This window comes from Martelella mediterranea (assembly GCF_021021415.1).
GTDB classification, from domain to species: domain Bacteria; phylum Pseudomonadota; class Alphaproteobacteria; order Rhizobiales; family Rhizobiaceae; genus Martelella; species Martelella mediterranea_C.
Window position 1 is genome coordinate 46,735 of sequence record NZ_JAINWJ010000007.1, and the last position, 18,696, is coordinate 65,430.

Annotated in this window: 19 protein-coding genes; 7 read left to right on the plus strand and 12 right to left on the minus strand. The window is 61.6% G+C overall.

The annotated features are described in order from the left end of the window. Positions 1-129 precede the first annotated feature (129 nt). Both K7H91_RS04755 and K7H91_RS04760 read left to right on the plus strand, forming a co-directional pair. The gene (locus K7H91_RS04755) at positions 130-708 is read left to right on the plus strand and encodes a TRAP transporter small permease subunit (RefSeq protein ID WP_230719064.1); all 579 of its coding nucleotides are present in this window, start codon (positions 130-132) and stop codon (positions 706-708) included. Then, on the plus strand, positions 701-2,473 hold the full coding sequence (locus K7H91_RS04760) for a TRAP transporter large permease (RefSeq protein ID WP_230719065.1): 1,773 nt from the start codon (positions 701-703) through the stop codon (positions 2,471-2,473). Before K7H91_RS04755 ends, K7H91_RS04760 begins: the two co-directional genes overlap by 8 nt. Before the next feature lie 69 nt (positions 2,474-2,542). On the opposite strand, the gene K7H91_RS04765 is transcribed toward K7H91_RS04760, so the two are convergent. Next, positions 2,543-3,661, minus strand: coding sequence for a TRAP transporter substrate-binding protein (locus K7H91_RS04765; RefSeq protein ID WP_230719066.1), 1,119 nt, complete (start codon positions 3,659-3,661; stop codon positions 2,543-2,545). Between the two features lie 277 nt (positions 3,662-3,938). On the opposite strand from K7H91_RS04765, the gene K7H91_RS04770 reads away from it, so the two are divergent. Next, positions 3,939-4,712, plus strand: coding sequence for a gamma-glutamyl-gamma-aminobutyrate hydrolase family protein (locus K7H91_RS04770; protein WP_230719067.1), 774 nt, complete (start codon positions 3,939-3,941; stop codon positions 4,710-4,712). Here the strand turns inward: K7H91_RS04770 and K7H91_RS04775 are convergent. Further along, positions 4,706-5,398, minus strand: coding sequence for a DUF4336 domain-containing protein (locus K7H91_RS04775; RefSeq protein ID WP_230719068.1), 693 nt, complete (start codon positions 5,396-5,398; stop codon positions 4,706-4,708). The genes K7H91_RS04770 and K7H91_RS04775 overlap by 7 nt on opposite strands. A 50-nt stretch (positions 5,399-5,448) precedes the next feature. On the opposite strand from K7H91_RS04775, the gene K7H91_RS04780 reads away from it, so the two are divergent. Further along, positions 5,449-6,018 (plus strand): TetR/AcrR family transcriptional regulator, encoded by a 570-nt coding sequence (locus K7H91_RS04780; protein WP_230719069.1) that lies wholly within the window; start codon positions 5,449-5,451, stop codon positions 6,016-6,018. Between the two features lie 14 nt (positions 6,019-6,032). Here K7H91_RS04780 and K7H91_RS04785 read toward each other — a convergent pair whose 3' ends face one another. Continuing rightward, positions 6,033-6,467: a hypothetical protein gene (locus tag K7H91_RS04785; RefSeq protein ID WP_230719070.1), complete on the minus strand. Its 435-nt coding sequence runs from the start codon at positions 6,465-6,467 to the stop codon at positions 6,033-6,035. A gap of 75 nt (positions 6,468-6,542) precedes the next feature. On the opposite strand from K7H91_RS04785, the gene K7H91_RS04790 reads away from it, so the two are divergent. Beyond that, positions 6,543-6,977 carry a MarR family winged helix-turn-helix transcriptional regulator gene (locus tag K7H91_RS04790; protein ID WP_230719071.1) on the plus strand — a complete coding sequence of 145 codons (435 nt, stop codon included), beginning with the start codon at positions 6,543-6,545 and terminating at the stop codon, positions 6,975-6,977. A gap of 5 nt (positions 6,978-6,982) precedes the next feature. Here the strand turns inward: K7H91_RS04790 and K7H91_RS04795 are convergent, their stop codons facing one another. Both K7H91_RS04795 and K7H91_RS04800 read right to left on the minus strand, forming a co-directional pair. Further along, entirely contained in the window at positions 6,983-7,942 is a 960-nt protein-coding gene (locus K7H91_RS04795) for a 2-hydroxyacid dehydrogenase (protein WP_230719072.1), read from the minus strand. A gap of 35 nt (positions 7,943-7,977) precedes the next feature. After that, the gene (locus tag K7H91_RS04800; RefSeq protein ID WP_230719073.1) at positions 7,978-9,018 is read right to left on the minus strand and encodes a LacI family DNA-binding transcriptional regulator; all 1,041 of its coding nucleotides are present in this window, start codon (positions 9,016-9,018) and stop codon (positions 7,978-7,980) included. Positions 9,019-9,236: 218 nt separating this feature from the next. Between K7H91_RS04800 and K7H91_RS04805 the strand changes: the two genes are divergently transcribed. After that, a complete protein-coding gene (locus K7H91_RS04805; protein ID WP_230719074.1) occupies positions 9,237-10,310 on the plus strand; it encodes a CobW family GTP-binding protein in 1,074 nt (357 codons plus the stop codon). After that, positions 10,310-11,296, plus strand: coding sequence for a WD40 repeat domain-containing protein (locus K7H91_RS04810; RefSeq protein WP_230719075.1), 987 nt, complete (start codon positions 10,310-10,312; stop codon positions 11,294-11,296). Before K7H91_RS04805 ends, K7H91_RS04810 begins: the two co-directional genes overlap by 1 nt. Here the strand turns inward: K7H91_RS04810 and K7H91_RS04815 are convergent. From K7H91_RS04815 to K7H91_RS04845, 7 genes are all read right to left on the minus strand, one after another. Further along, positions 11,280-12,833 (minus strand): putative bifunctional diguanylate cyclase/phosphodiesterase, encoded by a 1,554-nt coding sequence (locus K7H91_RS04815; protein WP_230719076.1) that lies wholly within the window; start codon positions 12,831-12,833, stop codon positions 11,280-11,282. The genes K7H91_RS04810 and K7H91_RS04815 overlap by 17 nt on opposite strands. Positions 12,834-12,999: 166 nt before the next feature. After that, complete coding sequence (locus K7H91_RS04820) at positions 13,000-13,404, minus strand: F0F1 ATP synthase subunit epsilon (protein ID WP_230719077.1); 405 nt, start codon at positions 13,402-13,404, stop codon at positions 13,000-13,002. A gap of 69 nt (positions 13,405-13,473) precedes the next feature. After that, the gene (gene atpD / locus K7H91_RS04825; protein WP_230719078.1) at positions 13,474-14,910 is read right to left on the minus strand and encodes a F0F1 ATP synthase subunit beta; all 1,437 of its coding nucleotides are present in this window, start codon (positions 14,908-14,910) and stop codon (positions 13,474-13,476) included. Positions 14,911-14,933: 23 nt separating this feature from the next. Next, positions 14,934-15,812: a F0F1 ATP synthase subunit gamma gene (locus K7H91_RS04830; RefSeq protein WP_230719079.1), complete on the minus strand. Its 879-nt coding sequence runs from the start codon at positions 15,810-15,812 to the stop codon at positions 14,934-14,936. A 23-nt stretch (positions 15,813-15,835) separates the two neighbouring features. Next, positions 15,836-17,371: a F0F1 ATP synthase subunit alpha gene (gene atpA, locus K7H91_RS04835; protein ID WP_230719080.1), complete on the minus strand. Its 1,536-nt coding sequence runs from the start codon at positions 17,369-17,371 to the stop codon at positions 15,836-15,838. Continuing rightward, positions 17,371-17,937 (minus strand): F0F1 ATP synthase subunit delta, encoded by a 567-nt coding sequence (locus tag K7H91_RS04840; protein ID WP_230719081.1) that lies wholly within the window; start codon positions 17,935-17,937, stop codon positions 17,371-17,373. The genes atpA and K7H91_RS04840 overlap by 1 nt, the downstream gene beginning before the upstream one ends. 331 nt (positions 17,938-18,268) lie before the next feature. Continuing rightward, complete coding sequence (locus K7H91_RS04845) at positions 18,269-18,655, minus strand: hypothetical protein (RefSeq protein ID WP_018062866.1); 387 nt, start codon at positions 18,653-18,655, stop codon at positions 18,269-18,271. Positions 18,656-18,696 lie beyond the last annotated feature (41 nt).

The window sequence follows — 18,696 nt, forward strand, 5'->3', positions numbered from 1 at the left end:
TACAACGCCGCACCGATTTTCAGCCTAAAACTTCCAAAACCGCTCGTTTTTCGGTCCGTATTGTACCAAAGGCATGTTGCGTGGCCTTGACAACTTCCATTAAGGAAGACGGACGGTTTGGAGGCCCCAATGAGACCACTAATAATAATAAGCCGTACGATCGACAGGCTGAACGAATTCATCGGACATTCGGTGTCCTGGCTCCTTCTGGTAGCGATCCTGGTCAGCGCAGGCAATGCGGTCAGCCGCAAGCTGTTTTCGCTGTCCTCGAATGCCATGCTGGAGCTGCAATGGTACCTTTACGGCGCCGTGTTCATGCTGGCGACCGCCTACGCGCTCCTGAAGAACGAGCATATCCGCATCGATATCCTGTCAGGATCGTGGTCCCGGCGGACCCGGGACTGGATCGATCTCGTGCTCCACATCATCTTCCTGGTGCCGTTCGCGTCCATGATGGTATACCTGTCCTGGCCGTGGTTCCTGCGCTCGTTCCTTTCCGGCGAGCACTCCACCAATGCCGGCGGGCTGATCCTGTGGCCGGCGAAATCCTTCATCCTCATCGGCTTTATCCTGCTTTTGCTGCAGGCCTTTTCCGAGATCATCAAACGGGCGGCCGCGCTTTCCGGTCATCTGAAAGAAGACGAAGAACTCTATGCCGACGCCGGCAACGCCGCCCACATGATGACCGAGGACCAGCCGAATGATTGATCTCGTCGCGCACAATCTCGCGCCCATCATGTTCGTTTCCGTGATGGCGATGCTGCTTCTCGGCTATCCGGTCGCCTTCACGCTGGCCGCCGGCGGGCTGATCTTCTTCGTGCTGGGCGTCGAGTTCTCCTCGATCTCGCCGGAAATCAATCTGTTCTGGCCGCTGCTGCAATCCCATCCCGACCGGTTTTTCGGGGGGATCATGTCGAACGAGACGCTGCTTGCCGTTCCGTTCTTCACCTTTATGGGCATCATCCTCGAGCGCTCGCGCATGGCCGAGGACCTGCTGGATACGATCGGCCAGCTCTTCGGCCCGATCCGCGGCGGGGTCGCCTATGCCGTGGTTCTGGTCGGCGCGCTTCTGGGCGCCACCACCGGCGTTGTCGCGGCCTCCGTCATGGCGATGGGGCTGATCTCGCTGCCGGTGATGCTGCGCTACAGCTATGACCGTTCGTTCGCCACCGGCACGATCGCCGCTTCCGGCACGCTGGCGCAGATCGTGCCGCCCTCGCTGGTGCTGATCGTGATGGCCGACCAACTCGGCCGCTCGGTCGGCGATATGTATATCGGCGCACTCTATCCCTCGCTGATGGTGATCGCGGCCTACTGCCTCTACGTGTTCATAACGACGCTAATCCGCCCGAAGGCGGCGCCGGCCATGCCGGTGGAAGCCCGCACGCTCGGCAACGGCGTCACCTCGCTATTCGTGATGATCGCAATCGCGGTGGCGCTCTACTTCCTCGGTTATCACGTGCTGTTCACGGCGCTTGACGAGGCCTGGCGGTTCGTGGCGGCGCTGTTCTTCGGCGTGGTCGTGATCTATCTCGCCGCACTTGCCAACGACCGGTTCAAGCTCAACATCCTGTCGCGGCTTTCCCAGCAGGTCATCATCGTGATGGTGCCGCCGCTGGCGCTGATCTTCCTGGTGCTCGGCACGATCTTCCTCGGCATTGCCACGCCAACGGAAGGCGGCGCCATGGGCGCGACCGGCGCTCTGGCTCTTGCGATCGCCAAGGGTCGCCTCGATTTCACGGCGCTGAAGGCCGCGCTCGACAGCACGACCAAGCTTTCCGCTTTCGTGATGATGATCCTGATGGGTGCACGCGTCTTCAGCCTCACCTTCTACGGCATCAACGGCAATGTCTGGATCGAGGACCTGCTGACCAGCCTGCCGGGCGGGGAATACGGCTTCCTGATCGTGGTCACGATCATCATCTTCATCCTCGGCTGCTTCCTCGATTTCTTCGAGATCGCCTTCATCATGGTGCCGCTTCTGGTGGCGCCGGCCCAGGCGCTCGGCATCGACCTGATCTGGTTCGGCATCATTCTCGGTCTCAACCTGCAGACCTCGTTCCTGACGCCACCCTTCGGCTTCTCGCTGTTCTACCTGCGCTCGGTGACGCCGGCCGGCGAATGGCGGGACAAGGCCACCGGCGCGACGATGCGGGGCGTCAGAACGCTGGAGATCTACAAGGGAATCGTGCCGTATATCATTATCCAGTTCCTGGCGATCCTGGCGGTGATCTTCTTCCCGAAACTGGTCACCCATTACCAGGATGACGTTGTGCGGGTCGATCCGGACACGATCCAGATCGAAATGCCCTCCTTCGGCGAAGGCGGCGACAATTTCGGCTTCGACAGCGGCTTCGGCGGTGAAAGCAACGACCCGTTCGCCCTGCCCGACTTCGGCAGCGGCGACCAGCCCGCGGACGGCGGCTCGGATGCTTTCAACCTCGACAGTCCGCCGAATCTGAATTTCAATTGATCCGACTGGCCACAAAAAACCCCGGAAGCGCGCGCTTCCGGGGTTTTTCATTCTCAGCAAACCAATCTGTTACGAAAGCGGCTTGATCTGTCCGGCGTTCTGGGCGGCCATCATGAACTGGTCGTAGCGGAATTCGCAGGTCTTCAGCCAGCCATAGGCGTCGTTCTTGTAGACGGTCTGATCGTTGTAGATCTTCTTGAACATCGCGTTCTCGGCGCCAAGTTCCGCATAGACTTCCATTGCGGCGTTGTAGCAGGCCTGCATGATGTCGGTGCTGAAGCCCTTCATCTGCGCGCCATCGGCGATCAATTCGCGGATCGCGACCGGGTTCTTGACGTCGTATTTCGCCATCATGTTGGTGTTGGCGAAGGCGCAGGCATCATCGAGCGCCGCCTGATAATGCTTCGGCAGTTCCTGATATTTCTGCTTGTTGAAGAAGGCGTGGATCACCGGGCCGCCTTCCCACCATCCGGGATAGTAGTAGTATTTGGCGACCTTGTAGAAGCCGAGCTTCTGGTCGTCATAGGGGCCGACGAATTCGGCGGCGTCGATCGTGCCCTTTTCCAGCGCCGGATAGATATCGCCGCCGGCAAGCTGCTGCGGCACGACGCCGACCTTTTCCATCACCTTGCCGGCAATGCCGGCGATGCGCATCTTCAGGCCCTTGAGGTCGTCGACCGTGTTCACTTCCTTGGAGAACCAGCCGCCCATCTGCGCCCCGGTATTGCCGGCGGGAAGCCCGTAGACGCCGTAGCCGTCAAAGAACTCGTTCATCAGCGTGTTGCCGTTGCCCTGATAGAACCAGGCATTCGAAAGCCGCGCGTTGAGCCCGAAGGGGATTGCCGTGCCGATTGCGAATGTCGGGTCCTTGCCCCAGAAGTAATAGGAGCAGGTGTGCGCTGCTTCCACCGTGCCGTCCTGCACGGCATCGAGCGCCTGCAGGCCGGGAACGATCTCGCCCGCGGCATAGCACTGGATCTCGAAATTGCCGCCTGTGGCCGCGCCGACGTGATTGGCGACATCCTCCGCGCCGCCGTAGATCGTATCCAGCGACTTCGGGAACGACGACGTCAGGCGCCAGGTGATCTTCGGATTTTCCTGCGCGATGGCGGGTGCTGCGAGCGCGGTGGCGGCAGCAGCGCCGACGCCGCCCGCACCGACCTTTTTCATAAAGGAACGACGGTCCATAAATACCTCCCAGTTGTGATGTGCCCGCACATAATTCCTCCGGCGGACGTCCTTTGAGGAAAGCACTTTGCTCCCGTGGTTTCAACTCCTGCACGAGCCGCCGGACGCGTTTTTAGGCCGCCAGATGCCCGGCTTTAAACGAAGGTCTAATAGGCGGCGGATCAATTTCGCTTATCAGGCCAATCGAAATTCGCATCGCGCCGACAAAGGAAACATTTGACAGCGCTGCTGCCACTCGACATCACTTCACTCATTCGCAACAGGCAGGGAAAAATCCATGTCCACCCCCATCATTGCCGTTCCCGCAGACACCAAGGTCATTGGCGAGATCACCTGGCATTCGGCCCAGCAGCAATATGTCGGGGCGGCGCTGGATGTGGCGGGCGTGATGAGCCTGATCTTACCGGCCTATGCCGAGGGCGCAGACATCGACGCCGTGCTCGACAGGGTGGAAGGCGTGATGATCACGGGCGCGGCCAGCAATGTCGCCCCCCAGCTTTACGGCAAAGAGGCCGAGGAAAAGGACGGGCCCTTCGATCCCGGCCGCGATGCCATCACCCTGCCGCTGATCCGCCGCGCCATTTCGCGCGGCATCCCGCTTCTTTGCATCTGCCGGGGCATTCAGGAACTGAATGTCGCGCTCGGCGGCACGCTGATCAGCGAGGTGCATGAGCTCGATGACCGCATCGACCACCGTCAGCCGCCCGAAGGCAACCGTGACGCGCTGTTCGTCATCCGCCAGCCCGTCTTTATCAGGGAAGGCACTTGCCTCGCCGATATTCTCGGCGCCGGCGAGGTGACGGTGAATTCGCTGCACCGGCAGGCGATCGGCGATCTCGCGCCGAACCTGGCGGTGGAGGCGGTTGCCGAGGACGGCACCGTCGAGGCGGTTTCGGTCATCGGGGCAACCAATTTCGCCGTCGGCGTCCAGTGGCACCCGGAATACTGGGCCCGCACCGATAGCGCGTCCCGCAAGCTGTTCGAAGCCTTCGGCGATGCCGTGCGCGCCTTTGCCCGGTCGAAGGACGGGTTCAACGCTGCCGCTCAGTAGAGCCAGGCAAAAGCGCGCTTCAGAAACGCCTGCCCGTCGCGCCGCACCGGCGCGCCGTGGGCAAACAGCACCTGCTCCGTCGGCCATTGCAATATCCGCTCTACCTTTTCCCGCGTTGCGGCGCGATCGCTAAAGGCGACACGAAACTTGCGCGGCACGGCGGGTTCCGCGCCCTGCATGGCGTCGAGCCGGGCCACGATCCCGCGCCATCCGGAAAACCAGCCGTGTTCGAAATGCTGGATCAGGTCGGTGAAGATTGCCGTCTTGCTGTCACGGTGAAAGAACACGACCTCGGTCATGATCCGGTTGCCGTCAAGCACGACGCGCTCGATCTCGCCCGACCATTGCGCAGCCACAGCTTCGTCCTCCAGAAAGCCGGAGAAGGCGATGTCGCTGCGCTTTTGAGCAAGCGCACGCGGACCATATACATCGGCCGCGGGAAATGCCTCGGCCCATTCCCTCATGAAAACATGGTGGAGCGTATTGGGCGCGACAAGGAAGCACGGCTCGCCGAGCGCCGTGGTCGCTTCGACAAGCGCAGGCGATGCCGCAACGGGCGACCAGATCAACAGGTGGCCATCACTGAGGCGGACCACCGCCATCCGCGTGGGATAGCAAAACCCCATATTTGCTTTGACGACCGGGCCGTCCGCAATCCACAGATTGGCGCCGAGTTGTTCCAGCATGACATGTCATTCCTATTTACATATGGGCAAAAATACACAAATGTATAAAAATGACAAGATTATCCCGCACCGAACGTTCGCGCTCGCTGATCCTCACCGCCGCCGAGGACCTGTTTCGGCGCAAGGGCTTTGCCGCGACCACAATGGAGGAGATCGCCGAGGGCGCGGGGCTGACGCGCAAGACAGCCTATAATCTGTTCTCCTCGAAGGAGGATATCGCGCTCACGCTGATCGCACGGGACGAAGCTGATGACGGCCGCTACCGCGACAGGATGGCAGCCGATGAGGACGCGAAGACGCTCCTCTGCGCCATATTCAACGACAGCGCCGCGTGGTGCCGCGCCAACCCCACGCTTGCAGAACTGGCGCTGCGGCCCGCCCGCCGCCCCGGTCTTGCGCCGCCCCCGGACCGGCCATCCTTTCAGGGGCTGGTGCGCGACGTCGTCGCGCTCGGGCAGGATCAGGGAATATTCCGCCGGGACGAGGCCCCGGAATTCATGGCGCTGATCCTGCTTGCCGTCTTTGGCCAGGCCATGCTGAACGCGCTTGCCGGCACGCCGCTGACCGAGGACGGGATCGCCGACATCGTGCGCCTCGTCACCGAGGGCATCGGGGCCTGACGGCATGGCGAAAGTCAGCGCCGCCGCCCCTTCATGCGCAATCCGTCGCGCATGTTCATCGCCATAAGCGCGATATTGACGGCGCCTAAGACGAGTTCAATAGCCTGCACGGCATAAAACGATGCGTCAAACGCGCCCGCCTCCGCCTTTGACGCGAGGAACAGCGCGCAGGGGATCAGCACGAGGATACCGTTGGCGGCAATGATCGGCATGCGCCTGCGCTTTGCCACGACCAGCGGCCCGCGCATTTTTCCCGCAAGACGAAAGCCTGACAATCCCGCCAGCGCCAGTAGCGGCACCAGCAGCAGGAAGCCCCAGGGGATGGCGGCCTTGACCAGCGCCACCAGTTCGGGGCCGGCGAAGACCTCCGCCATAACGGTCGAGAGCCAGAATGTGGTGATGAGCACAAGCGCCAATGCGCCGGCTATGGGATGCATGGTCTTCAGCATGGTCGTACTCCTGTCAATTTACATAGCAAGCTATATAACATTGCATAGTAAGCTATGCAAATGCTAATGAAAAACATGAGCTTTTCAAAAGACGATTCCGCCGGCTATCTCGCCAATCATATGGCGCGCCTGTTCGAACGCGGTCTGGCCGCCCGAATCCGGCCGCTCGGGCTGACGACAGGCACCTTCCCGGCCCTTCTGGAATTATGGGAGAATGACGGACTGACGCAGAAACAGTTGGTGGAACGGCTCGATATCGAGCAGGCAACGATGGCCAACACCCTGTCGCGCATGGAACGCGACGGGTTGATCAGGCGAGAAAAAGACCCCGGCGACGGCCGCGTTCAGCGCATCCGGCTGACGGAGCGCGCGCGCGCCCTGCGCGATCCCGCGATCGCCGCCGCCACGGCGGAAAACGAAGACGCTCTCCTCGCCCTTTCGGACGAGGAGAGCGCAGAACTCATCTCACTCATGCAGAAGATCATCGCGGCCAGAAAGCAGCGCGCCTGAGAGCCTTACGCTTTCGGCGCGAACGGCGTTTCCGGAACCGGTGTGACCGGGCGGCCTTCGGCGAACCAGGATCTCAGGTTGTCGGCGACCAGTTGCGCCATGGCGCGGCGGGTAGCGACGGAGGCCGAGGCTACATGGGGCAGGACGCTGACGGTGTCGAAACTCAGAAGCTTTTCCGGCACATGCGGTTCGTCATAGAACACGTCGAGGCCCGCGCCGCCGAGCGCGCCGGCCTCAAGGGCCGCGATCAGATCATCCTCATCCACGGTCCATCCACGGCCGACATTGATGAGGATGCCGTTCGGGCCCAGCGCTTTCAGGATATCGGCGTTGATGGTCTTGTGGGTTTCGTCGGTTTTCGGAACGATGGCGATCAGCGTATCCACGGCGTCCGCCAGCGAGGCGAGCGTCGGGTGATAGGCATAGGCCACGCCCTTTTTCGGGCTGCGGGTGTGATAGGAAATCTCGACCTTGAACGGCTCCAGCCGCGCGGCAATCTCCTCGCCGATCCGGCCGAGGCCGTAAAGGCCCACCTTGCGGCCTTTCAGCGTGAACGGCGAAAGCTCGAAGGCGCCGTCGCGCTCCCAGCGGCCGTCGCGCACCCACTTTTCGGCGAAATAGAACTGCCGCACCGTGTTGAGCAGCAGCGCCACCGCCGTGTCGGCCACCTCGTCGTTCAGCACATTCGGCGTGTGGGTGATGATGATGCCCCGGCTTGCGGCATGGTCGGTATCGATGCCGTCATAGCCAACACCCGGGCAGGTGATGATTTCGAGGTTCGGCAGCGCGTCCATCTGTGCCGCCGAAAACCCACCAAAGGCAATCACCGCGCGGATATCATCCGCACGGACGCCGAGCGCGTTCACGCCCTCCTCGGGCATGTCCAGCAGCTCGTAATCATCGGCGAGCGCCTCTTCGATGAACTTGTTCAGCTTTTGCGACAGCAGCACGACGGGTTTGGGCATGGGGCCTCCGAGGGTATTTTTTTCTAAATGATGAATTAGACCGCGAGCGGGTTGTCCGCGGTCTCGCGATGGGGACCGGTGGATTGGCGGATGCGCATCTCCGGCTTGATCAGGTGCATGCCATTCGGCGCGCTGGAGCCGGCGAGCCGGTCGAGCAGCGCGCGCGCGGCAAGCCGGCCGACCTCGGCCTGACCGTTCCATACTGTCGTTAGCGATGGCGTGGCGATCGAGGCTTCCTCAAGATCGTCATAGCCGGTGACGGAAATGTCGACGCCCGGCGTCAGCCCGGCGCGGGAAATGCCGTTCATCAGCCCGATCGCCACCAGATCGTTCCAGCATACCGCGGCCGTCGGCTTCTGCGGCAGCGACAGGAAATGCACTGCCGCCTCGAATCCGCCCTGTTTGGAACGCGGACCGGGAATGCGCAGGCCCGGATCGACCGGGATACCGGCCTTCTTCAGCGCATTGACATAGCCGGCATAGCGGTCGCGCCCCGTCGACGTCTGGTCTGTGCCGCCGATCATCGCGATACAGCGATGGCCGAGACCGATCAGGTGGTTGGTCGCAAGCGCAATACCGTAGCTGTCATCGCCGCGATAGGTCGGCAGGTCGAGTTCCTCCAGCGTACGCGCCACGAAGATCGCCGGCATGCCGTTATCCTCGGCAAGTTGCACATCCGCGGCCGGCGTGCCGATCGCCGGCGACATGATCACGCCGTCACCGCCAAGCTGCAGCAGCGTTTCGATGAAGTTGCGCTGCTTTTCGACCGAATCGTAATGGTTGGAGAGGATGAATGTGTGCTGGTTGCGGTCGAGCTCGCTCTCGATCGCCTTCAGGATCTCGCCGTAGAACGGGTTCATGATGTCATGCACCACGACCCCGATAATGCCCGAACGCGAGGTGCGGAGGCTGGCCGCGCGGCGATTGTAGATATAGCCGAGCGCGCGCGCCTGTTCCTTGATCCGGTCCCGCGTGGCCGCCGCCACCAGCGGACTGTCGCGCAATGCCAGCGAGACCGTGGCCGTGGAGATGCCCAGCGACTCCGCGATGGTGGAGAGTTTGACTTTCTGGGCCACGACATACTCCGAATTGACCTGCGGCGCCCCTCTGCGCCGCGTTCATTTAAATTTTTTAAACAAAAATCTTGGCTATTTCAACTATCCATCTACAATCGGTTTAATAGAGGCGGCTTATCAACAGGGACGGCTCATCCCCACCGCCTTCTTGCTCCTCCCTGCTGCGCTCCTTATATAGGCGCAAACGCCCTCTCAAGGTCCGCTTCAAGGATTGATCCATGACCGAAACGCTCGCAAAGCCCATTCCCGTGACCGTGCTGACCGGCTATCTCGGCTCCGGCAAGACCACGCTTCTGAACCGCATCCTCTCCGAAAACCACGGCAAGCAATATGCGGTGATCGTCAACGAGTTCGGCGAGATCGGCATCGACAACGACCTGATCGTGGAATCCGACGAGGAAATCTACGAGATGAACAATGGCTGCGTGTGCTGCACGGTGCGCGGCGACCTGATCCGCGTGGTCGAAGGCCTGATGCGCCGCCCGCGTTTCGACGGCATCATCGTGGAAACCACCGGCCTTGCCGACCCGGTCCCCGTGGCACAGACCTTCTTCATGGATGACGATGTGCGCGCCAAGACCGCGCTCGACGCCGTGATCACGCTGGTCGACGCCAAGCACCTGCCGCTGCGCCTCAAGGACAGCCGCGAGGCCGAGGACCAGATCGCCTTCGCCGACATCGTTTTGCTGAACAAGACCGACCTCGTCAGCGCCGAGGAACTCGCCAATGTCGAACGCCTGGTGCGCGCCATCAACCCGGCAGCGAAGATCCATCACACGGAACGCTCGGGCATAGACCTCAACAACATTCTCGGTCAGAACGCCTTCGACCTGCAGCATGTGCTCGCCGACGATCCCCACTTCCTCGATCATGACGACCATCACGATCATGATCACGAATGCGGCCCGGATTGCGACCACGATCATCATCACCACCATCATGACCATGATCACGACCATCACCACCACCACGGCCTGTCCGATCATCATGACGTGACGGTGCAGTCGGTCTCGCTGCGCGGCGGCGAGCTCGATCCCAACCGGTTCTTCCCGTGGATCCAGTCGGTGACCCAGACCCAGGGGCCGAACATTCTGCGCCTCAAGGGCATTATCGCCTTCAAGAACGACCCCGAGCGCTATGTCGTGCAGGGCGTTCACATGATCATCGAGGGCGATCACCAGCGCGCATGGAAGGATGGCGAGGCCCGTGAAAGCCGGCTTGTGTTCATCGGACGCGAACTCGACCGCGACAAGCTTGAGAAGAGCTTCCGCGCCTGCGAGGCCAAGTCGTAATGCCGAGCGTCGCGCCCTTCGACATCGACGACCATGTCATCGCCGCCGCCTTTCTTGGCGGCGTGCCGTTTTTCGCCACCGCTTCCGGCACGATCCACAGGCTGGACGAGGGCGAGAAGGTCACCGAGGCTCATGACGGACTGCTGACCTGCATCCGTGATCCCTTCAGCCGCTCGCTGATCACCGGCGGCGAGGATGGCCGCGTGCTGCGCATCGGCGCGGATGGCGCGATCACAGAGCTTGCCAATGAGCCGCGCAAGTGGATTTCCGTCGTCGCCGGCGGCCCCCAGGGCGCGGTGGCCTATGCCGTCGGGCGCGAGTCGCGGGTGATCGTCGATGGCAAGACTGTGAATTTTCCGGAAGAGCGCAGCGTCGAGGGCATCGCTTTTGCGCCGAAGGGCTTGAGGATTGCCGTTGCCCGCTATGATGGGGTCAGCCTGCGCTGGGTCGGCGGGGCCGCGCCCGCGATCTGGCTGCCGTGGAAGGGGGCGCATCTTGGCGTGACCTTTTCGCCCGACGGCCGTTTCCTCGTGACCACCATGCAGGAAAACGCGCTGCATGGCTGGAAGCTCGACGGCAAGCCGAAGGACGGCTTTCGCGACATGCGCATGAGCGGCTACCCCGCCAAGGTCAAGTCATGGTCGTGGAGCCCGCGCGGAAAATGGCTCGCGACCTCCGGCGCGCCGGCGGCGATCGTCTGGCCGTTTTCCGGCAAGGACGGTCCGATGGGCAAGGGCCCGCTGGAGCTCGGCACCCGCTCCGATATTCTCGTCACCCAGGTCGCGTTTCATCCGAGCGAGGAAATGCTCGCGATCGGTTTTATCGACGGCATGGTGCTGGCGGTCAGGATTTCGGATGGCAAGGAGGCGCTGCTGCGCCGGCCCGGCAAGGGCGCGATCTCCGCGCTTTCCTGGGATGACGACGGCAAGCGGCTTGCCTTTGCCTCGGAAGCGGGCGATTGCGGTATTATCACGATCGCGGATTGAGACCGCTCAGCTTTTCTAGAACCTCTTCGGCAGAAACAGGTCGGGCGTAGAAAAAGCCTTGCGCGGCGTCCGCTCCGTGGGCACATATCCAGTCCGCCTGGGCCTGATCCTCGATCCCCTCGGCAACCGTCTTCAGCCCCAGAGCCCGACACAGGTTGATCGTGGAAACCACGATTTCCTCGCTCTGCCGGTCGCTGCCGACGCCGGCGATAAAGCTGCGATCGATCTTGACTCGGTCGAAGGGCAGTTCGCGAAGCTGCCTCAGGCTCGAATAGCCGGTGCCGAAATCATCGAGCACGACCCGCACGCCGCGCTCCTTCAGCTTGCGGATGCAGCGGCGCGTCGCCACGACGTCAACCACCAGCGCGTCCTCGGTGATCTCGATCTCAAGTCGCGCGGGCGGAAAGCCATGCCGCGAAAGCTGCGCGAACAGCTTTTCTGCGAAATCCTTGTCGGAAAGCTGGTGAGGCACGACATTGACGGCGATCGCCGGTGCGCCCGGCCAGCTTCTGGCATCACGGCAAGCCTGCTCGAGCACGGACTCGAACAGGTCCTGAATGAGGCCCGAGGCCTCGGCAAGGGAAATGAAATCACCGGCGCTCAGAAGACCGAGTTTTGGATGCCGCCAGCGCGCCAGAACCTCCACAGTGCCGACATCGCCTTTCTCGCAGCTTCGAATCAACTGGTAGAATGGCACGATCTCGCCGTTGGCAATCGCATCCTTCAGCTCGAGCTCCAGCATCTGATGATCGCGCTCGGCATGAATAATATCGGGATCGTAAACCACGAACCGCCGGCGCCCATCCTCCTTGGCCTTGTACATCGCGGCATCGGCCTTCTTCAGCAGCATCTCGCGATTCTGCCCGTCGCGCGGATAGACGGCGATGCCGATGCTCGCCGAGGGCGTCAGCGCGCGCCCCAGCAGCATCATCGGTTGCCCGACGGCGGCAAGCAGCCGCTCGGCGACCTGCCCGATCACCGCGTCGGAAACATCGCCATCGAGAATCGCGGCAAACTCATCGCCGCCAAGCCTTCCGAGAAAATCCTCCGGCCGCAGGCACTTCTTCAGCCGCTCGGCGACCTCCTGCAGCAGACGGTCGCCAGCCTCGTGGCCGAGATTGTCGTTGATCTGCTTGAACCTGTCGAAATCAATGAACAGCAGCGCAAATTTGTCGGACTTTCGGCGCGCGCGCGTGAGCCGCCTGTCACACTCCTCCTCAAAGGAGCGACGGTTCGGCAGGCCCGTCAGCGAATCCTGCCTGGCAAGCGCCAGCGCCAGCCGCTCGGCCTTGTGGCGCCGGTCGACTTCGGTGCGCAACCGCCGCGACCGCCGCCACAACAATAAAGCCAGAACTATGCTGGCCACCATCAACCCGGTGAACAGTTCGTCGAGTTCCCAGTCTTCATGCGCCCGGGAAAAATCGTGCAGGCGCTCGAAAGAATCCACCGCGATCAAAAAGACCATTACCGCCGCGCCGACAATGCCCATAATGAGCACATCGCTCAGATACTTCCTGTCGAACTTCGGCAACTGCAAAGGCGCGTTTCCTGCTCATCAAGGCGGACATGGCAAAGCTTGAACGTCACCACAGCTACGCCCAATATCGGCTCTGTCGGCCGCTTCGATCAGAAAGACTAGCAGAAAAACGAAAAAAGCCGCAGCATAAACCGCGGCTTTAATACCAATATCTTTAAAGGCTACATCAGGCGGGCAGAACAGTCTGGCCGAGATGGGTCAGTTCGCCCAGCATCTGTTCCAGAGCATTCTTGTGCTCGTGATGGCTTGCTTCGTCCAGCTCCTTGCGCAGCGTGGCGATACGATCCTCGATCGCACCGCTGGCCTCACCGACCGGGACGGCGGTCTCGGCCAGAAGCGTGCAGGATTTGCCCTGGATATCGGCAAAGCCGTGGAACACCAGAAACTGGAGTTCCTTGCCGTCATGGTTCTTGAACTTCACCAGACCCGGACGGATCGCCGCCATGGTGGGCGCATGGTTCGGCATGACCGTCATTTCGCCCTCGGAAGCCGGAATGACGACCGCATCCGTCTCCGTCGAAGCCAGAAGCTTCTCGGGGGTCACCAGTTCGAAAACCAACGTTTCAGCCATAGGGGGTCTACTTTCCGTCTTCAAAGATTACCGGTTGAACCGGGCGGCTTGCGCCGCCCCGCTTCAAGATCAAGCCGCTTCGGCGAGCTTCTTGGCCTTCTCGACGGCGTCGTCGATGGTGCCGACCATGTAGAAGGCCGCTTCCGGAAGGTGGTCGTATTCGCCTTCAACCAGACCCTTGAACGAGCGGATCGTGTCTTCGAGCGAAACCAGGATGCCCGGGGCGCCGGTGAACACTTCGGCCACGTGGAACGGCTGCGACAGGAAGCGCTCGATCTTGCGGGCGCGGGCAACCGTGAGCTTGTCCTCTTCGGAAAGCTCGTCCATGCCGAGAATGGCGATGATGTCCTGAAGCGACTTGTAGCGCTGCAGGGTCGACTGAACCGCGCGGGCCACCTCGTAATGCTCCTCGCCGACGATGATCGGGTCGAGCATGCGCGAGGTCGAGTCGAGCGGGTCAACGGCCGGGTAGATACCCTTTTCAGCGATCGAGCGCGACAGCGTGGTCGTTGCGTCCAGGTGGGCGAACGAGGTGGCCGGCGCCGGGTCGGTCAGGTCGTCGGCGGGAACGTAAATCGCCTGAACCGAGGTAATCGAACCCTTGGTCGTGGTGGTGATGCGCTCCTGGAGCGCGCCCATGTCGGTCGACAGCGTCGGCTGATAGCCCACAGCCGAAGGAATACGGCCGAGCAGAGCCGAGATTTCCGAACCGGCCTGGGTGAAGCGGAAGATGTTGTCCACGAAGAACAGAACGTCCTGGCCTTCATCACGGAAGTTTTCGGCAATCGTCAGACCGGAAAGCGCAACGCGGGCACGCGCGCCGGGCGGCTCGTTCATCTGGCCGTAGACCAGCGCGCACTTCGAACCTTCGGCCGAACCGTTGTTTTCGGCCGGATCGACGTTCACGTTGGATTCGATCATTTCGTGGTAAAGGTCGTTGCCTTCACGCGTACGCTCGCCAACGCCGGCGAACACCGAATAACCGCCGTGCGCCTTCGCGATGTTGTTGATCAGTTCCTGAATCAGAACGGTCTTGCCAACGCCGGCGCCGCCGAACAGGCCGATCTTGCCGCCCTTGGCGTAAGGCGCCAGCAGGTCCACGACCTTGATGCCCGTGACCAGGATTTCCGCTTCGGTCGACTGATCGACATAGGGAGGCGCTTCCTGGTGGATCGCGCGCTTGGTCTTGGTCTTGATCGGACCCACTTCGTCAACCGGCTCGCCGATGACGTTCATGATGCGGCCAAGCGTTTCGACGCCGACCGGCACTTCGATGGGCGAACCCGTGTTCTTGACTTCCTGGCCGCGGACCAGACCTTCGGTCGCGTCCATGGCGATCGTGCGCACTTCGTTCTGGCCGAGGTGCTGCGCGACCTCGAGAACCAGCCGGTTGCCGTGGTTGTCGGTCTCAAGCGCGTTCATGATCGGGGGCAGGTCGCCGTCGAAAGCGACGTCAACGACGGCGCCGATAATCTGCGTCACTCTACCGATAGAGGCCTCAGCCATGATAAAACCCTCTTTTCAAGCTCTTACAGCGCTTCCGCGCCGGAAATAATTTCGATCAGTTCCGTGGTGATCTTTTCCTGACGCTGACGGTTATAGGACAGCGTCAGCTTGTCGATCATCTCACCGGCATTGCGCGTGGCGTTATCCATCGCGGTCATCTTCGCGCCCATCTCGCCGGCAACATTTTCCAGAAGCGCCCGGAAAACCTGCACACGGATGTTCAGCGGCACGATATCGTCAAGGATAGCCTCGGCGCTCGGCTCGTATTCGTAAAGCGCCGCACCCTCGCGCTCTTCCGCATCAGCGGGCGGAGCGGCGGGAATGAGCTGGAGCGCGGTCGGGACCTGCGAGATCACCGACTGGAACTCCGAATAGAACAGCGTGCAGACGTCAAACTCGCCGGCTCCGAACATCTCGATGATGCGGTTGCCGATATCCTCGGCATTTTCGAAACCGATCTTGCGAACGTCACGCAGGTCCTTGCGCTCGACAACGAGGTCGGCGAATTCGCGGCGCAGCGCGTCATAGCCCTTGCGGCCGACGCTGAAGATCTTGACCGTCTTGCCCTCGGCAATCAGCTTGCGGGCATGCAGGCGGGCATGACGAGCGATCTGCGCGTTGAAACCGCCGCAAAGGCCGCGCTCGGCCGTGCAGACCACCAGTAGATGGACGTTGTCCTTGCCGGTGCCCTTCATCAGCGCGGGCACTTCCTCGCCCTCGCCGACAGCCGCCGTCAGGTCAGCCATCACGGTTGCCATACGCTCGGTGTAAGGCCGCGCGTTCTCCGCGGCCTCCTGGGCGCGCCGCAGCTTCGCCGCGGCGACCATCTGCATCGCCTTGGTGATCTTCTGCGTCGCCTTCACCGAGGCAATGCGAAGCTTCAGATCCTTCAATGAAGCCATGGGTGTTCAGTCCCCGTCTGGTGTTACTCGGCCGAAAAATTCTTGGCGAATGCTTCGATGGCGGACTTCAGCTTGGCCTTCAGATCGTCGCTCAGCGCCTTTTCGGTGCGGATCGCCTCGAGAACGTCCTTGGCTTCGCCGCGCATATGCGACAGCAGGCCCGCCTCAAAGGCGCGAACCTTGCCAACCGGCAGCTTGTCGAGATAGCCGTTGACGCCGGCGAAGATCACCGCAACCTGCTCTTCCGTCTTCAGCGGCGAGAACTGCGGCTGCTTGAGAAGCTCGGTCAAGCGCGCGCCGCGGTTCAGCAGGCGCTGGGTGGCGGCATCGAGGTCGGAGCCGAACTGGGCGAAGGCGGCCATTTCGCGATACTGGGCAAGCTCGCCCTTGATCGAGCCGGCAACCTGCTTCATCGCCTTGATCTGGGCCGACGAACCAACGCGCGAAACCGACAGACCGACGTTCACGGCCGGACGGACGCCCTGGTAGAACAGGTCGGTTTCAAGGAAGATCTGGCCGTCGGTGATCGAGATCACGTTGGTCGGAATGAACGCCGAAACGTCGTTACCCTGGGTTTCGATAACCGGCAGAGCGGTCAGCGAACCGGCGCCGCGCTCATCGGAGAGCTTGGCGGCGCGCTCGAGCAGACGCGAATGCAGGTAGAAAACGTCGCCCGGATAGGCTTCGCGGCCCGGCGGACGACGCAGAAGCAGCGACATCTGGCGGTAGGCAACGGCCTGTTTGGAAAGGTCGTCGTAAGCGATCAGGGCATGCATGCCGTTGTCGCGGAAATATTCGCCCATGGCGCAGCCGGCGAACGGCGCAAGATACTGCATCGGCGCCGGATCGGAGGCGGTCGCGGCGATCACGACCGAATATTCCATCGCGCCACGCTCTTCGAGCGTCTTCACGAACTGGGCAACGGTCGAACGCTTCTGGCCCACGGCAACGTAGACGCAGTACAGCTTGTCGGCGTCCGGGCCGTTGTCGTGGATCGGCTTCTGGTTCAGGAAGGTATCGAGAATGATCGCGGTCTTGCCGGTCTGGCGGTCACCAATGACGAGCTCGCGCTGGCCGCGGCCAACCGGGATCAGGGCGTCAATCGCCTTGAGGCCCGTGGACATCGGCTCGTGAACCGACTTGCGCGGAATGATGCCGGGCGCCTTGACGTCGACGACAGCGCGGGTATCGGAGTTGATCGGGCCCTTGCCGTCGATCGGGTTGCCGAGCGCGTCGACAACGCGGCCGAGCAGGCCGGGGCCGACCGGAACATCAACGATGGCGCCGGTGCGCTTGACGACGTCGCCTTCCTTGATCTCGCGGTCGGAGCCGAAGATAACGACACCGACATTGTCGCTTTCGAGGTTGAGCGCCATGCCGCGAACGCCGCCGGCGAACTCGACCATCTCACCGGCCTGGACGTTGTCGAGACCGTAGACGCGGGCAATGCCGTCACCAACAGAAAGCACCTGGCCGACTTCAGAGACTTCCGCCTCGTCGCCGAAATTTTTGATCTGCTCTTTCAGAATTGCGGAAATTTCCGCGGCCCGGATATCCATCAGCCAACCTCTTTCAGTGAAAGCTTAAGTTTGGAGAGTTTCGTGCGCAGCGATGTGTCGATCTGACGCGAGCCCACCTTGACGATCATACCGCCAAGAAGAGACGCGTCCTCGGTGATGTCGAGGGCAACATCCTTGCCCGTCACATCCTTCAGCGCAGTCTTCAATTCCTGTTGTTGTTCTTTCGACAGGGCATGGGCCACCGTCACCTCGGCCGTCACCTCGCCCCGATAGGCCGCGACCGCGCCGCGATAGGCGGCGATCATGCCCGGCAGGACAAACAGACGGCGATTTTTCGCCACGACCTTGACGAAGTTGGCGACATAGCCGCCGATCTTCGCTTTTTCGAGAACGGCCGTCATCGCATTCAACTGCTCCTCAGCGCTGAATGCGGGGCTCATGACCAGACGCCGGAAGTCATCGCTATCCTTGAGCATCTTGTCGATCTGGTCGAGATCGGCGCCGACGGCGTCAATCTTGTCTTCTTCCTTGGCCAGTTCGAACAACGAAGCGGCATAACGCTCCGCGACGCTCGAAACAGAATGGGATAGGTCCGCCACAGGCACAGATTCCCTTTTTTAAAACCGGCAGCAACGGCGGTTGTGGCCGTCGTTGCTGCCCCTTAGAACTTTACAATATCCCCAGGAGAACTGCGGTGATCAAACCCGCCTTTCCCGATAGTCGGGGTCCGTCTAGCACAGGTAATAGCGACTCGCAACACGATCAAAGCCCCTTTGAGGCATTGGCGCGCGTTTCTTGTCACAAACTCCGAAAAGCCCTGTAAAAACGAGATTTTACAGCAACCACAGAAGCACATTTATTCCCCGAAACGGAAACCGTGCCGCAGCGACACATGCAGGAGGCAAATGCGCCGCGCCTGCCGCTTACCCGGTCACGCTATGCCCAGCCAAGACCGTAGAGCAGCATGAAGACCCCGGCCACGGCCTGGCAGGCCAGGAATATACCGCCCTTGATGGACCGGCTCTTGAGCGTCGCCATCCACAAAAGCCTTGTGAGAAACCCGAATATCAGGGCGAGACCGAAGGTGCGGTAGATCATCGGCTGATCGAACAGCAGCGCCATCAGCGACATGGCCGCATAGGTGCCGCCGATCAGCGAGCGGACATGGATCGTTTCGCCATCTTCGACCTTGTGGCCCGAGAACCCGGTCAACGCCATCAGGCGCAGCGGCGCCAGCGCCACGATCAGCCCCCAGATCAGGATCACCACCGCCATGAACAGGGCGACCTGACCCACGAAGCTCTCCGGCCAATAGAAACTCATTACACACCCTCCAGTATTGCGGGACGCGCGCCCGCATCCCT

Excerpts from the sequence above, each read along its gene's own strand:
- K7H91_RS04775 (WP_230719068.1), bottom strand. The coding sequence starts at position 5,398 with ATGCTGGAACAACTCGGCGCCAATCTGTGGATTGCGGACGGCCCGGTC.
- K7H91_RS04765 (WP_230719066.1), bottom strand. The coding sequence starts at position 3,661 with ATGGACCGTCGTTCCTTTATGAAAAAGGTCGGTGCGGGCGGCGTCGGC.
- K7H91_RS04790 (WP_230719071.1), top strand. The coding sequence starts at position 6,543 with ATGAGCTTTTCAAAAGACGATTCCGCCGGCTATCTCGCCAATCATATG.
- atpD (WP_230719078.1), bottom strand. The coding sequence starts at position 14,910 with ATGGCTGAGGCCTCTATCGGTAGAGTGACGCAGATTATCGGCGCCGTC.
- K7H91_RS04805 (WP_230719074.1), top strand. The coding sequence starts at position 9,237 with ATGACCGAAACGCTCGCAAAGCCCATTCCCGTGACCGTGCTGACCGGC.
- K7H91_RS04780 (WP_230719069.1), top strand. The coding sequence starts at position 5,449 with ATGACAAGATTATCCCGCACCGAACGTTCGCGCTCGCTGATCCTCACC.
- K7H91_RS04810 (WP_230719075.1), top strand. The coding sequence starts at position 10,310 with ATGCCGAGCGTCGCGCCCTTCGACATCGACGACCATGTCATCGCCGCC.
- K7H91_RS04845 (WP_018062866.1), bottom strand. The coding sequence starts at position 18,655 with ATGAGTTTCTATTGGCCGGAGAGCTTCGTGGGTCAGGTCGCCCTGTTC.
- K7H91_RS04820 (WP_230719077.1), bottom strand. The coding sequence starts at position 13,404 with ATGGCTGAAACGTTGGTTTTCGAACTGGTGACCCCCGAGAAGCTTCTG.
- K7H91_RS04770 (WP_230719067.1), top strand. The coding sequence starts at position 3,939 with ATGTCCACCCCCATCATTGCCGTTCCCGCAGACACCAAGGTCATTGGC.
- K7H91_RS04755 (WP_230719064.1), top strand. The coding sequence starts at position 130 with ATGAGACCACTAATAATAATAAGCCGTACGATCGACAGGCTGAACGAA.
- K7H91_RS04760 (WP_230719065.1), top strand. The coding sequence starts at position 701 with ATGATTGATCTCGTCGCGCACAATCTCGCGCCCATCATGTTCGTTTCC.
- atpA (WP_230719080.1), bottom strand. The coding sequence starts at position 17,371 with ATGGATATCCGGGCCGCGGAAATTTCCGCAATTCTGAAAGAGCAGATC.
- K7H91_RS04830 (WP_230719079.1), bottom strand. The coding sequence starts at position 15,812 with ATGGCTTCATTGAAGGATCTGAAGCTTCGCATTGCCTCGGTGAAGGCG.
- K7H91_RS04795 (WP_230719072.1), bottom strand. The coding sequence starts at position 7,942 with ATGCCCAAACCCGTCGTGCTGCTGTCGCAAAAGCTGAACAAGTTCATC.
- K7H91_RS04785 (WP_230719070.1), bottom strand. The coding sequence starts at position 6,467 with ATGCTGAAGACCATGCATCCCATAGCCGGCGCATTGGCGCTTGTGCTC.